Annotated in this window: 11 protein-coding genes; all 11 read right to left on the bottom strand. The window is 48.7% G+C overall.

Features of this window, described 5'->3' with window-relative positions:
* Positions 1-3 precede the first annotated feature (3 nt).
* Positions 4-2,118, bottom strand: a complete 2,115-nt coding sequence (locus H8R94_RS09365) for a GerAB/ArcD/ProY family transporter (protein ID WP_186854497.1) — start codon at positions 2,116-2,118, stop codon at positions 4-6.
* A gap of 2 nt (positions 2,119-2,120) precedes the next feature.
* On the bottom strand, positions 2,121-3,617 hold the full coding sequence (locus H8R94_RS09360; protein ID WP_118281697.1) for a spore germination protein: 1,497 nt from the start codon (positions 3,615-3,617) through the stop codon (positions 2,121-2,123).
* 72 nt (positions 3,618-3,689) lie between these two features.
* Positions 3,690-4,364, bottom strand: a complete 675-nt coding sequence (locus H8R94_RS09355) for a GntR family transcriptional regulator (protein WP_118281696.1) — start codon at positions 4,362-4,364, stop codon at positions 3,690-3,692.
* Between the two features lie 6 nt (positions 4,365-4,370).
* Positions 4,371-5,243 carry a 4-(cytidine 5'-diphospho)-2-C-methyl-D-erythritol kinase gene (gene ispE / locus H8R94_RS09350; protein ID WP_186854496.1) on the bottom strand — a complete coding sequence of 291 codons (873 nt, stop codon included), beginning with the start codon at positions 5,241-5,243 and terminating at the stop codon, positions 4,371-4,373.
* A 166-nt stretch (positions 5,244-5,409) separates the two neighbouring features.
* The gene (locus H8R94_RS09345) at positions 5,410-6,072 is read right to left on the bottom strand and encodes a GTP pyrophosphokinase (RefSeq protein ID WP_118281694.1); all 663 of its coding nucleotides are present in this window, start codon (positions 6,070-6,072) and stop codon (positions 5,410-5,412) included.
* A gap of 30 nt (positions 6,073-6,102) precedes the next feature.
* On the bottom strand, positions 6,103-6,366 hold the full coding sequence (locus H8R94_RS09340) for a hypothetical protein (RefSeq protein WP_118281693.1): 264 nt from the start codon (positions 6,364-6,366) through the stop codon (positions 6,103-6,105).
* 14 nt (positions 6,367-6,380) lie between these two features.
* Positions 6,381-7,142, bottom strand: a complete 762-nt coding sequence (locus H8R94_RS09335) for a TrmH family RNA methyltransferase (RefSeq protein ID WP_186854495.1) — start codon at positions 7,140-7,142, stop codon at positions 6,381-6,383.
* Positions 7,143-7,217: 75 nt separating this feature from the next.
* Entirely contained in the window at positions 7,218-8,195 is a 978-nt protein-coding gene (pfkA, locus tag H8R94_RS09330; RefSeq protein ID WP_118535314.1) for a 6-phosphofructokinase, read from the bottom strand.
* Between the two features lie 44 nt (positions 8,196-8,239).
* A complete protein-coding gene (locus H8R94_RS09325; protein ID WP_186854494.1) occupies positions 8,240-11,722 on the bottom strand; it encodes a DNA polymerase III subunit alpha in 3,483 nt (1,160 codons plus the stop codon).
* A gap of 27 nt (positions 11,723-11,749) precedes the next feature.
* Positions 11,750-12,601, bottom strand: coding sequence for a type II CAAX endopeptidase family protein (locus H8R94_RS09320; protein ID WP_186854493.1), 852 nt, complete (start codon positions 12,599-12,601; stop codon positions 11,750-11,752).
* Complete coding sequence (locus tag H8R94_RS09315) at positions 12,591-13,451, bottom strand: patatin-like phospholipase family protein (protein ID WP_178009547.1); 861 nt, start codon at positions 13,449-13,451, stop codon at positions 12,591-12,593. The genes H8R94_RS09320 and H8R94_RS09315 overlap by 11 nt, the downstream gene beginning before the upstream one ends.
* Positions 13,452-13,541: the final 90 nt, after the last annotated feature.

Raw genomic sequence — 13,541 nt, 5'->3', positions numbered from 1 at the left:
TCCTTATTCCACGACACGGAATTTACAGATTGTTTCCAGATGCAGATCTTTCCGATAAGCCCCTGCCCGCCCCTGGTATTTTTCATAAAGATCCAGATCATGGCAGCGCAGATGTCCATAGGAGTTGGCAAGATCCAGCCCCTTTTGCTCGTATGCATTTTGGATCATGCCCGCCAGATAGGCAGCGGCAGCCTCCTGCAATTTCTGGGCAGAAAGATCAATGCTGTCCTTTTGTATGATGTCTCCGCGAAAGGTCAACTGACAGCCGACACCGGAGTTTGTCGCCGTATATTCATAAGAGACTTTGACATTTTCCAGATGGATCTGCCCGCCGTCCACGTCCATATCCACCATGCCAATAGCACCACTGCACAGTCCTGCCACATAGCCTTCTTCTGCGGTCACTTTTCGCAAGATCTGGTCATCTCCACTGACGTCGGTCTGCATGAGATAGTAGCCCTCCACGACCGGCAGATCGTCCTGCACGCCAAGACTCGGCAGGATAGTACTGCTGCCCCCATTGTACCAGTCACAGATCAGGCTCTTAAAAGTCGCTCCGCTGGTATCCTCGTAATTGGGATTGCCCTCCAGCATCTCTGCCAGATAATTGCCCAGATCTTCGTCCATTTCTTCTTGCAGATTGCTGATGGCATCCACATCCTCCGCCACAAAAACGATCATGTTGCCCGGCAGATCCACACCGCTGTTTCCGATCTCCACCAGTTCCTGCATAAAATCCTTTTCTTCCAGAAATTCTGCCTCCAGCAAAAGGACTTTGACATGGTTGAGGTCTAGGATCTTTCCGTTTTTCTCATCCATACGGCGGATGACACCTCTCACGGAGGATGACCGTACAGTCAGTTCATCACTGCCCTGCTTGGTCTTTTCTTTTTCGGACACCCGGGACAGATCCATATATTTATAGGTAAGCACGCAGTCGCCGTCCTCCGCGCGCAGGGTCATGACCATAGGGAAACTCTTATTTTCCAGTTCCTGCACACTACAGCCACATCCAAACAAGACCATTCCCAGACAAAGGACCGCCAGTGCCATCCCTCTTTTTCGCTTTTTCCTTTCCATCAGGAAAAAAGGAAAACACAGGGCAAGGGCTGACAGCCAAGCCAGAAGCACCACCAGTCCGCCGCTTTTTCTACCGTAATAATACTGTCCCAGACTGATCAGAAGCATGGCAAGGGCTGACAGCCAGACAACTGCCTTTTCCCCTTTCTTGTGTGCTTTTTTTTCCAGTCCCAGCCCTCGCTTGATGCAGAAGATCCCATAATGCAGACCACTGCCGCAAAAAGCGATCAGCCCCGCGAAACACACGCCTGCCACCAGGGCTTCCTGCCGCCGCAAAAAACCGCCGGGAATGACAATGTTGCTGGTAAAGATCATGATCGGTGTCTCCGCTGCCGCCAATGCCTGGCTGCCGAAAGAGCCAAGCAGCATCTCATAAGTCAGGAAGAGGACAAGGGCTGACAGCCAGATCATCTCACAGGTTCCTTTCCACTGGGCTTTCTGGTCCACGCCGTCTTCCAGACCATCCCCCATAAAAAAGACAAACTGGCAGGAGGAAAAGACCAAAAAAGCAGGATACCAGCCCAGAAAGGCAAAGCCCTTTTTGGAAAGCTGCAGTGGGAAAAGATTCATGCCACGCAGGCTGCTTGCCCCCAGTGCCAATAGGATGATCAAAAGCAGGAGCATAGGCCAGAACAAGACCTCAAAGGTCCGTCCCCGCCCTTCCAGACCGGCGCGCCTGCTATAGAGCACCAGAAGCAGGATCAGGACTGTGAGCAGGAGAAAGGACTCCTCCGACAGCAGGAAGGTATGCACCAGGTCTGCCAGAAGGTATAGCCCAAAGGCTCCCACGAAAAGCAGATAGATCCCATAGGGAAGATAGAGCCAGGACCGATCACGTACCCCGCCCCGCATACAGGCAAGCAAAAGCCCGCCATACAGGCTGGCGAGCAGGGCTCCCAGGAAGATAGAACATCCGCCTGCACGCTCTGCGTGTCTTGCCAGAAGATCCGGCAGGATGACCAGTCCCAGACCGACCATGTCAAAAAAGAGCAGTCTTTTATACTGGCGCAGGGAAATTTTTCCGTTTTGCATCTGCATGGCTATTCGTCTCCTTTCCGACGGAATTTTCTTTTCTGATCCCATTTTGCATGTACCGACCGGTAGAAGATTTTTCCCAGTGGAAAGCGAATCAGTGAGTCCTTACGTCTGGTCTCTTCATCCCCTTTGGCCCCGATAAAAGGTAACAGATAAGGCTGACCGAAACTTTTCAAAAGTGCCAGATGAATGAGGATGGCAAACATGGACCATAGGAAGCCAAAGAAGCCCAGCCACGCGCTCATAAGGATGACAAAAAACTTAAGCATCCTAAAGGCTCCTGCGAATTCCTCATTGGGGATGGAGAAGGAACACAGGGCGGTAAACGCCACCACAATCACAACGATAGGACTGACAATATTGGCATCCACTGCCGCCTGCCCGATGATGAGTCCGCCCACGATACCGATGGTATTACCCATGGCTCCCGGCAAACGCACGCCCGCCTCCCGAAGAAGTTCAAAGGATAATTCCATCAAAAGGACTTCTACGACAGCAGGAAAAGGCACGCCAAGACGAGCCGCCGCAAAGGACATCAGCAGGGTCGTCGGCAGGATGCCGGTCTGAAAATTAGTAACCGCCAGATACAGCCCCGGCATAGCGACTGCCAGAAAGGACGCCACATAGCGGAGCATCCTGCCAAAGGAAGCCACGATCGGACGCTGATAGTAGTCATCGGCGGTCTGGATAAAGGAGTTGTAGTCTGACGGCACGATCAGCGCCGCTGGAGAGTTATTGCAGAGGATGAGGACTTTTCCATCCAAGACTGCCATGACTGCCCGATCCGGGCGCAGGGTCGACTGGATCTGCGGGAATGGGGACAGCCAGGTTTCTTCCGTCAACTGCTCTGCCATCCCGCTGTCTAGGATCCCATCAATGACAAAATCAGATAGTCTTGCCTTGACATGCTCCAGTAGTCCTTTTTTCACGATTCCATCCATATACACCAGGTTGACCAGGGTGTTAGTGCGCACGCCCAGACTCATATTTTCCACTTTCAGATCTGTGGATTGCAGGCGTTTGCGTAGAAGGGCTGTGTTGATCTTGACATTTTCATTGAATCCCTCGTTAGAGCCACGCAGGACTTTCTCTGAGTCTGTGTCCCGCACAGTCGCCCCCGGATAGCCCTTGTCCGGGATCTTCATGGCATGGGCAAAGCCGTCGATCACCAAGATAGCATCCCCGGTCAAAAGACCGGCGGCTGCCTCCTCTGCCGTGTCATATAAGACCATGTCCGAAAGTCCCTGCCCATTTTCTGCCAACTGCCGCCGAATCTCATTTTCCGGCATGACAGATAACCGGGTCAAAAACTGCCCGATGGCTGTGGTTTCAAACATAACGGACGACATGGTGATCTCAATGTAAAGTAAAAAGCAGTCAATGCCGTGCTCTGCTCCCAGCGTCATATCCCGCTGCAGGATGTCGTCGCAATTTGCGAAGATCTTTTGCATTGCACCTTTGTCTTCTGCGATCTTTCCTGTGAATTTATATCCTTGCTCCATCCTAACTACCTCTCAAACATTAAAAGAGACAGGCTCTCGCCTGTCTCTTAGTATGGTCTGATAATTTGAAATTTATTCCTGCTCACGGATAACCACGCGCACAGCCTCGATCTGATTTTCCAGATGCGTATGCATGATCGCCTTGACATACTCGCTGTCCTTTTTCTCAAAGCCCGCGATGATCTTGGCATGCTCATCGATCAACTGATTGTAAGTGCTATTGCCCTTGACATATTCATAGCGATAACGATAGGTCTGCTCACGCATATTATTGACGATAGTCTCCAACTTTGGATTGTCCGCCATGCGATAAATGACATTGTGAAATGCCTCATCTGCCTCCACGATCTTTCGCACATCCCCGGATCTCGTTGCGATCTCAAAATCCTTCATAGACTCTTTGAGTTCCAATAACAATTCCAGTGTCATACGCTGGCATGCCATGCTGACCGCCAGTTCATCCAAAGCATCCCGGATCTCTAAGACATCCTGCAGATCCTTTTCCGTCATCTTAGCAACCTGAGCTCCCTTGCGCGGAATCGTCACGGCAAGTCCTTCCTGCTCCAGCATACGAATCGCCTCACGGATCGGTGTTCTGCTGACTCCCAATTTATTTGCCAAATGCATTTCCATCAAACGCTCGCCCGGCTTGAGATCCCCTCGCAGGATCGCATTACGCAGGGTATTGAATACCACGTCTCGCAGGGGCAAATAGGAATCCATGTCCAACTGTAATTCTTCACTCATTCTCTATTATCTCCTATTATTATATATGGTCGTGCATTGTACGCGATTGGCAAGTCCCGATGCCTCTACTGCACGCTTTGCTCTCTGTAAAGTCTCCTCATCATCAAAAAAACCAAAGACGGTCGGACCACTGCCGCTCATCATGGAAACCACGGCTCCATTCTGCCGCATCAACTCCTTGATCTGTGCGATCACCGGATATTTCTGAATAGTCACATCCTCTAAGATATTTCCCATATGGGATCCCAACGCATGCAGGTCTCCCGCTGTAATATCTGCGATCATGGCATCTATGTCCGGGTGCACCGGATCCTCGATCGCATCCAGATGCTCGTAAACATACTTGGTAGAAACAGAGATGGGCGGTTTTGCGATCAAAACCGGACAACGCATCATCTGGGGAAGTTCTGTCAACTCCTCACCGATCCCTTCTGCCAAAGCCGTCCCCCGCATCAGGCAATAAGGTACATCTGCACCGATCTTTACGCCTCGCTCCATCAGTTCTTTTTTGGTAAGTCCCAGTCCATGGATCCGGTTCATACCATATAAAACGGCTGCCGCATCTGAACTGCCTCCAGCCATGCCTGCCGCAACCGGAATCCTCTTGCTGAGTCGGATCTGTGTACCATCCGTAATGGAAAATTCATCTGCCAGCAACTTGGCAGCCTTAATACAAAGATTATCCTCATTGGTCGGCAGATACTTGGCATTGCTCGTCATGGAAATGCCTGCCTCTGCACTCTTAGACACCGTCACCAGATCATACATATGCACCGTCTGCATGATCATGCGCACCAGATGATATCCATCCTCCCGCACGCCAGTCACATCCAGACCGATATTGATCTTGGCGAGTGCCTTCACTGTCATCTCATCCATATAAACTCCTCATCGCTTTAGCGATGTATTTATTTTAGTACAATCCCTATTGTATCATTCTCTTTCCAACAGTTCAACCTATTTTTGTATTCAAAAAACAACAATATGCAATGCTACAGACAAGAAAAATCCCAGTCAACCTTCCTTGTTGACTGGGTAAGCAATTCTACTTTTCTTCTGCTTCTTTTTTCTCCTGCTCCTCTTTTGCCTTTAAGATCGCCTCATTTAACATGAGCATCTTTTCGTCAAGTTCGGATACGATCTTGGAACACTCCTGTAAGTCATGGCTGATATACGCCGGTGCATGCCCCTCGAATTTATAATAGATCTTATGCTCCAGACTCGCCCAGAAATCCATGGCGATCGTACGGATCTGGATCTCCACCTTGGTATCTACCATGCGATCGGACAAGAAGATCGGGATCGTAACGATCATATGATAACTCTTATAGCCGCTCGGCTTTGGGTTTTTGATATAATCCTTGATGGATAAAACGGTGATATCACTCTGTCTGCCGATCATATCCGCCAGACGATAGATATCGGATGTAAAGGAACAGACAATACGCACACCTGCGATATCGTTACAGTATTCGATCATATTCTGAATGGAATCCTCGTATCCATAGCGCTTCAATTTCTTGACAATACTCTCCGGCGATTTCAATCTGGTCTTGACGTATTCAATCGGATTGTACTGATGCACATGCTGGAATTCATCATTTAAGATCTCAATCTTTGTTCCCATTTCTTTCAGTGCTGAATTGTATAAAAGCATTGCCGTATTCCACGACAAAACCGAATCGTCCTGCATCATTATGCTTTCCATTTCTAACTACCCCCTGCTTTTCGACCCATCCTAGTCTTCCTCAATGACATCGATCTCTAAATAATCAAACGGAACTTCTTCCATAAAACAATCTTTGGTAAATCTGGCTTTTGCCTGGCGTTTAAAATCACGCACCGTAACATCCAGCCATAAAGGTCTGCCCAGATCCATATCATAACACGCCTGATCCAGTGCGCCAAATACCTTGTGCGTTCTCGTCTCATCCGAATTGTCCTCAATGACCAGATCCCGCACCATACGGCTGTCTTTCCACTGTTTGAACCATATACGCAACTTCTTACGTCCTCCTACTTTTGTCTTCTCTGCCTGTTGACCTCATACATGAGTATGCCTGCCGCCATTGCCGCATTCAGAGATTCTACCGATCCCTCCATCGGAATACGCAGATAAGCGTCCGCCATCGCTGCCGTCGCATCCATCAGACCATTACCCTCGTTTCCGATCAGGAATCCGCAATCAGACCTATAGTCAAACATATCATACATTTGCTTTCCTTGCAAATGCGCTGCATATAAAGATATGCCTGCCTCCGAGATCCTATGCAGGTCTTTTTCCCAGTCTTCTGCCACATAAAAAGGCACCCGGTAAAGGCTTCCCATGGTCGAGCGCACGGTCTTGGGATGAAAAAGATCTACCGTCGTCTTGTGCATGATCACACCGGTAACGCCTGCGCCTTCCCCGGTGCGAAACATGGTCCCCAGATTTCCCGGATCCTGAATTCCTTCCACCAAAAGCAGATGTGCCGGGCGCCTGGCAAGAATATCCTCCAGATCATAGGAAGGTCTTTTTACCACAGCAAGCACTCCCTGTGGGGTCTGTGTATCCGACATAGCCTTCATCACCGCGTCACTGACGATCTCATCTACCGGTCCATCCCAGGTATCTTCAAAAGACTCTGCCACATAGATCTCTTCCAGCATTTCTTTTGGCGTCTCAATGACCATGCGCGGGCCCTCTGCGATAAAGACATTTTCCTCGCGACGAAGCCGCGCTTTTTTCTGTAATTGTATAATGTGTTTTACCTGCTTATTTGCGGTGCTTGTGATCATACTTCCTGCCTTTCTGTATGGTAGAAAACCAAAAAAGGGATGATGCACGCGGCACCACCCCTCATATCATTCCTGTTATGAATTGCAAAGCGTATTGCAGATCTCGAACTGATATTCATCAATTCCCTTTGTCATTGCAAGTGCCTCATCAATATCAAAATCAACGAACTCGCCATGACGATAACCTACAACGCGGTTAGATGCTCCCTTGCAAAGCAGGTCAACTGCCAATGCACCCATGGTAGATGCATAAACACGATCCTTACATGTCGGGCTTCCGCCACGCTGCATGTGTCCTAAGATCGTTGCTCTTGTCTCAATACCGGTAGCAGCCTCGATACGTTTTGCCATAGAAGCAGAATGTCCGATACCCTCGGCATTGATGATGATGTGATGCTGCTTGCCCTTTTTCTTGCCCTCGATGATATGGTTGACAAGTGCCTGCTCGTCATAATCATATCTCTCCGGAAGCAATACATCCTCGGCACCGTTGGCAATACCGCACCAGAGTGCTATGTAACCGGCACCACGTCCCATAACCTCGATGATAGAACATCTCTCATGGGAAGTAGAAGTATCACGTACCTTGTCAATGGCTTCCATTGCTGTATTTACGGCTGTATCAAATCCGATCGTGTACTCTGTACATGCGATATCCAGATCGATCGTGCCCGGCAGACCAATCGTATTGATCCCCAGTGCTGCCAACTTCTGCGCTCCCTTGAAGGAACCGTCACCACCGATAACGACCAATCCATCTATTCCATGCTTCTTGCAGATGTCTGCTGCTTTTTTCTGTACTTCTGGTTCAATGAACTCCAAGCATCTGGCTGTCTGCAAGATCGTACCGCCTCGCTGGATGATCTCAGATACACTATGCGCATCCATATCTATGATCTCTTCCTGCAAAAGTCCGGCATATCCACGCTTAATTCCCTTGACCTTTTTACCTCTGGCAATCGCCTGTCGCACGACTGCACGGATGGCTGCATTCATTCCCGGTGCGTCTCCACCACTTGTTAAGACGCCAATTGTCTGTACTTCTTTTGCCATCGTAACTTCCTCCTATAATTTAATCCATTCACTCGACTTATATTCTAATATCTTTTTCTTTGAAATTCAACATTCTTTTCCACAACTTTTACATTTTGTCTGCCAAAAATCTGTGATATTTTCTCCATCGCATCCTCATTTATGGAAATATTCCAATTTGTCGGCATGCGCTTCATCGCCTTGATAGCAGAAATATATACCACAATGTTATCTTCCCCATCCATATCGGCAATGGCATCGAAGAGAGTCTGCTGTTTTGCTTCAAACTCCTCCTTGGTCGCAAACTGGATCCAGAGTTCCTTGCGCACTTCGTCAAATCCATGCATTTCCGTACAGATCAGTTTTGCATTCTTTTCTTCCTCTGCCTGGGCACGTCCCTTGATCAGGACCTTGTTGTCCACTTCCAGAAGATTTCGGTATTTTTCGTATTCTCTGGCAAAGACGATCACTTCCACACTGCCCAAGAGGTCTTCTATGGTGATAAAAGCCATGGTCTGGTTGTTTCTGGTATATTTGATGGTCTTGTCCGTGATCATGCCGCCGATAATGACCATTGCCCCGTCTGCCACAGTCGCCTTATGAGTCTCCTCATCCAGCATAAAATCTCGACAGCCTGCAGTCACGTTCTTTTTTAAAAGTTCTGTATATTTCTCTAAAGGATGCCCGCTGATATAAACACCCAGCACCTCTTTTTCCAATGCCAGAAATTCTTCCTTATCGTATTCTTCCAGATCCGGCATCTTGATCTCAAATTCTTCTTTGATATCATCCGATGCGATGTCAAAGAGAGTCATCTGCCCTGCCATGGAAGATTTTTTATCACTGCTAATCCGATCCATGATGGATGGGAATACCGTGATCATCTGGTGGCGGTTGCCGTCCAGTCCATCCATGGCTCCCGCCTTGATGAGGTTTTCCACCGCACGCTTGTTGACTTCCTTGCCACTGACACGCTTTAAGAAATCCTCGATAGTCTTGTAATCGCCGTTCTGCTGACGCTCTGCCACAATGAAATCCACGACCGGACGTCCAATACTCTTGATCGCATACATGCCATAGCGGATCTTTCCGTCCGATACGGCAAACTTGCCCTCTCCCACATTGATATCCGGTGGTAGGACGTCAATGCCCATCTCCCGGCAGACCATGATGTACTCAGCAACCTTGCCTGCATTATCCAGCACCGAAGTCATGAGGGCTGCCATGAATTCAACCGGATAATAATATTTCAAAAAGGCTGTCTGATATGCCACAACTGCGTATGCTGCCGCATGGGACTTGTTGAAAGCATACTTGGCAAAATCGATCATATCGTCGTAGATCTTATTTGCCACAGCCTCACTGATCCCGTTGGCAATGCAACCCTTGACGCCCTCTTCCTCATTTCCGTAAACAAAGTTCTGGCGTTCCTTTTCCATGACCTGGGTCTTTTTCTTGGACATGGCACGGCGCACCAGATCGCTCCGACCCATAGAATAGCCCGCCAGATCACGCACGATCTGCATAACCTGTTCCTGATATACGATGCAGCCATAGGTCGGGGCTAAGATAGGTTCCAGTTGCGGACAGTCATAGGTGATGGATGCCTTGTCGTTCTTGCCCTTGATATAGGCAGGGATAAAGTCCATTGGTCCCGGACGATACAAAGAGATTCCAGCGATGACATCCTCTAAACTCTCCGGGCGCAGTTCCTTCATGAAATTCTTCATGCCGGCACTTTCCAACTGGAAAATCCCTTCCGTCTTACCGGATGAGATCAGGTCTAAGACCTTTTTATCATCATAATCAATATGATCCATATCCAGCGATACGCCATAATTTTTCTTGACCAACTGGACAGCATCATCAATGACGGTCAAGGTACGAAGTCCCAGGAAATCCATCTTCAAAAGTCCCAGTTCCTCGATCGTCGTCATGACGAACTGGGTTGTGATCGTACCGTCTCCGCCACGCGATAACGGCACATATTCATCCATTGGTTTTTGGGAGATAACGACACCTGCCGCATGCATTCCCGTATGCCTCGGCAGACCTTCCAGACGTTTTGCCGTATCGATCAGCCGCTTGACCTCCGGGTCATCCTCGTACATCTTGCGCAGATCCGGGCTCATTTTCAAAGCCAGATCCAATGTCATGCCAAGATCATCCGGCACTGCCTTTGCGATGGAATCCACATAATTGTATGGCATATCCATGACGCGTCCAACGTCCCGGATGACGCCCTTTGCCTTGAGGGTTCCAAAGGTGACGATCTGGGTCACACAGTCCTTGCCATATTTTTCAATGACATAATCAATGACCTCACCTCGGCGGTTGAAGCAGAAGTCGATATCAATATCCGGCATGGATACACGTTCCGGGTTCAGAAATCGCTCAAACAATAGATTGTAACGGATCGGATCGATATTGGTGATACCGGTCGTATAGGACACCAGACTTCCGGCTGCACTGCCTCGTCCCGGTCCTACTGGGATATGATGTGTTCTGGCATAATTGATAAAATCCCAGACGATCAAAAAATAATCCACATATCCCATCTTTTGGATGGTCTCTAATTCATAAGTCAGACGCGGTTTCAATTCCTCTGCCCGGTCTCCGTAGCGTTCCTGCAAGCCTTCAAAACAGAGTTTGTTGAGGTAGGTCCAGGAGTCGTAGCCCTCCGGCACCTGATAATGCGGCAGTTTTGTCACGCCAAATTCAATCTCTACATTACAGCGGTCAGCGATCTTTTGCGTATTGGCAAGCGCCTGTGGTGCATAAGGAAAAAGTGCCGCCATCTGTTCTTCGGATTTGACAAAATATTGTCCACCCTCGTAACGCATACGGTCGGTGTCGGTCAGTTTCTTGCCGGTCTGGATACACAAAAGGACATCATGCGGCGCCGCATCATCTGCATAGGTGTAATGGATATCGTTGGTGCAGACCAGTTCAATGCCGGTCTCCTTGCTCATGCGCACCAACTGCTGGTTGACCAGTTCCTGCGCCTCGATCCCATGGCACTGCAATTCCAGAAAATAATTGTTTTCTCCAAAGATGGCACGGTGCTTAAGAGCGATCTCCTTTGCCTCCTCATACATGCCACGCTGCAGATAACGGGGTACCACGCCTGCTAAGCAGGCACTCAGGGCGATGATGCCTTCATGGTATTTTTCCAGTGTCTCCATATCCACACGCGGTTTGTAGTAGTAGCCATCCACAAAACCAATGGAAACGATCTTGATCAGGTTTTGATAGCCGACATTATTTTCTGCCAAAAGCACCAGATGATAATAGCGGTCGTCCCCATGCGACAACTCACGGTCAAAGCGGGAACCCGGTGCCACATAGACCTCACAGCCTAAGATCGGCCGGATGCCCTGTTTTTTACATTCTTTATAGAAATCAATGACACCATACATGACACCATGATCCGTAATGGCAGCCGCATTCATGCCAAGTTCTTTCACGCGCGCCACATATTCAGTTATCTTGTTGGAGCCGTCCAAAAGACTGTACTCCGTATGTGTGTGTAAATGTACAAATGCCATGTCTTTCCCTTTCGTAGTTATGATAAATTACGCCATATTTTTGGCATTCTTGTTCAAGAGCAAAATGCCAAGATAAGTAGCCACCATAGAGCCAAATAAGATACAGAAGAACTGCATCGGTCCATTGCCGCCTAAGGCCAGACCACCGCTCAAAACGCCCACAGCATTGAAACTCATATGCAGGCAGATGCCCATGGAAAGATTGCCTGCCTTTTCCACAAAATATCCAAGCACTAAGCCAAATAAAAAGGTATATACTGCCTGCAGCGGATTCATATGCATACCGGCAAAAAGCAGTGCCTGTACCACATTGGCTGCCCAAAACGGCATAACACGTCTGGCATAAGAAAAGGTCAGTCCGCGGAAGGTCAGTTCTTCACAGATCGGTCCGATCACGACCGTGTAGAGTACCAACGGCAGGGTCAGTGACTCTGACAAGCCCATGCCGTCCATCAAGGTCTCATACTGGGTCAGCCAGCTGGGAAAAAGAACGGAAACTACATTCATCAGATAAGTACACAGATACTGCATCCCAAAAGAAAGCAGGATCACGCCCACAATACAGGTCGCCGGATTTGCCTTCAAAAGCGCAAAGGCTCCCTTTTTTGCACTCTTATCACACACTTTTTTGTAGTACCAGAAGAAAAACAATACGGCTGCAATAGCGGCATATACCAACATAACGCCCACGTTAAAGTCCGTTGATGTCACCGCGTTATAGTAACCCTGAAAGAAGTCCGAAAAACTTCCACTGGTATAAGTGTGTGCCTTATAACAAAAGACAAAAAACATCCCCACAAAAGAAATCGCCATCTGTAAAACAAAGATACAAACGCTCGGCAGAAAGCACTTCCAAATATTTGACAATTTATTTTCCATTTAAAAATTCCTTTATCTGACTCATCTGTTTTTGGGCATCCGCGATCCCGTTATCATACAACTGCATCATTACCGCCGGGTCGGTGGTGTAGGTGCCGATCTTGATGTCTGCGGACGGACAGAAAGTCATAACCTTTCCTTCTTTTTCTAATGTGTCTACCATATCCATCTGCCGGTTATAGACTTCGTGGCGATGGTTGAGATCCTCTACGATCTTTGGGTATTTATGCTTGAGCCCAAGCGTATAGGCGATCTTGCCGCCCTGCGGCTTCATGCGAAAGCCCCGCGGCTTGGAAAAGATCACGATCAAACGGTCGCAGCCATGCTCTAGGGCATGCTCGATCGGCATGGAATCCGATACCCCGCCGTCATAATAGACATGTCCCTCATAAGAAATCGGACGGCATGCCACCGGAAGGGCACAGCTCGCCATGATCGGCTGGTATTCGTTGCGCCGGATCTCATTTTTATTAAAATAGTGAGGCAGCCCTGTCTCGGCATCCGTTGCCGGCAGATAAGCCTCCGTCGGATTGTTATGATAAGCATCATAATCCAGCGGATCGCCGCCTCCCTCATTTGTCATCGTTCCATAAATGTATTGCAATCCAAATAAGGATCCTGTTGTCAGCAGACTGCGCAGACTGATATAGCGCGGATCCTTGACATGTTTGGTGTAATAGCGCATGTTTCGCTCACGCTGCCCTGCCAGAAAAGACGCACTGTTTGCCGCGCCCGCAGATACACCGATGCAGTAATCAAACTGAATCCCCTCGTCTAAAAAGATGTCCAAAACTCCTGCGCTGTATGCGCATTTCATGCCTCCCCCTTCAACGATCAATCCCGTTTTCATCTCTTTGCTCCTTGTGATAGCGTACGCCATAAGCACACGTTTATAAGACGCAATATAACAGCGAGCCGCAGGAAAGCGACCGCTGTCATA

This window comes from Roseburia lenta (assembly GCF_014287435.1).
Taxonomy (GTDB): domain Bacteria; phylum Bacillota; class Clostridia; order Lachnospirales; family Lachnospiraceae; genus Pararoseburia; species Pararoseburia lenta.
The sequence above is the reverse complement of the archived record's forward strand: the minus strand, read 5'-3'. Positions and strand labels throughout refer to the sequence as shown.

What these genes read in the sequence shown, in the direction of transcription:
- H8R94_RS09365 (WP_186854497.1), bottom strand. Translation starts at nt 2,118, where the DNA reads ATGCAGATGCAAAACGGAAAAATTTCCCTGCGCCAGTATAAAAGACTG.
- H8R94_RS09360 (WP_118281697.1), bottom strand. Translation starts at nt 3,617, where the DNA reads ATGGAGCAAGGATATAAATTCACAGGAAAGATCGCAGAAGACAAAGGT.
- H8R94_RS09355 (WP_118281696.1), bottom strand. Translation starts at nt 4,364, where the DNA reads ATGAGTGAAGAATTACAGTTGGACATGGATTCCTATTTGCCCCTGCGA.
- ispE (WP_186854496.1), bottom strand. Translation starts at nt 5,243, where the DNA reads ATGGATGAGATGACAGTGAAGGCACTCGCCAAGATCAATATCGGTCTG.
- H8R94_RS09345 (WP_118281694.1), bottom strand. Translation starts at nt 6,072, where the DNA reads ATGGAAAGCATAATGATGCAGGACGATTCGGTTTTGTCGTGGAATACG.
- H8R94_RS09335 (WP_186854495.1), bottom strand. Translation starts at nt 7,142, where the DNA reads ATGATCACAAGCACCGCAAATAAGCAGGTAAAACACATTATACAATTA.
- pfkA (WP_118535314.1), bottom strand. Translation starts at nt 8,195, where the DNA reads ATGGCAAAAGAAGTACAGACAATTGGCGTCTTAACAAGTGGTGGAGAC.
- H8R94_RS09325 (WP_186854494.1), bottom strand. Translation starts at nt 11,722, where the DNA reads ATGGCATTTGTACATTTACACACACATACGGAGTACAGTCTTTTGGAC.
- H8R94_RS09320 (WP_186854493.1), bottom strand. Translation starts at nt 12,601, where the DNA reads ATGGAAAATAAATTGTCAAATATTTGGAAGTGCTTTCTGCCGAGCGTT.
- H8R94_RS09315 (WP_178009547.1), bottom strand. Translation starts at nt 13,451, where the DNA reads ATGAAAACGGGATTGATCGTTGAAGGGGGAGGCATGAAATGCGCATAC.